At 69.0% G+C, this 232-nt stretch carries 1 protein-coding gene; it reads right to left on the bottom strand.

What is annotated here, in order from left to right; all coding sequences use genetic code 11:
* Positions 1-232, bottom strand: a 232-nt coding sequence (locus CCL05_RS46155; RefSeq protein WP_425275918.1) for an AAA family ATPase, incomplete at both ends; no start/stop codon positions are given.

Consider the following 232-nt stretch of genomic DNA (forward strand, 5'->3'; position numbering starts at 1 on the left):
TCGTCGATGAAGATGATCAACTGTTCGGAGTGGGCGCGGATCTCGCCGACGATGTTGTTCATCCGCTCCTCGAAGTCACCCCGGTAGCGGGTGCCCGCGACCACGCCCGTCAGGTCCAGGGCGACCACGCGGCGCCCGGTCAGCACGTCGGGCACGTCCCCCTCGGAGATGCGCTGCGCCAGCCCCTCCACGATGGCGGTCTTGCCGACGCCCGCGTCACCGATCAGCACCG

Source organism: Streptomyces africanus (genome assembly GCF_002150735.1).
In the GTDB taxonomy this organism is placed as follows: domain Bacteria; phylum Actinomycetota; class Actinomycetes; order Streptomycetales; family Streptomycetaceae; genus Streptomyces; species Streptomyces africanus.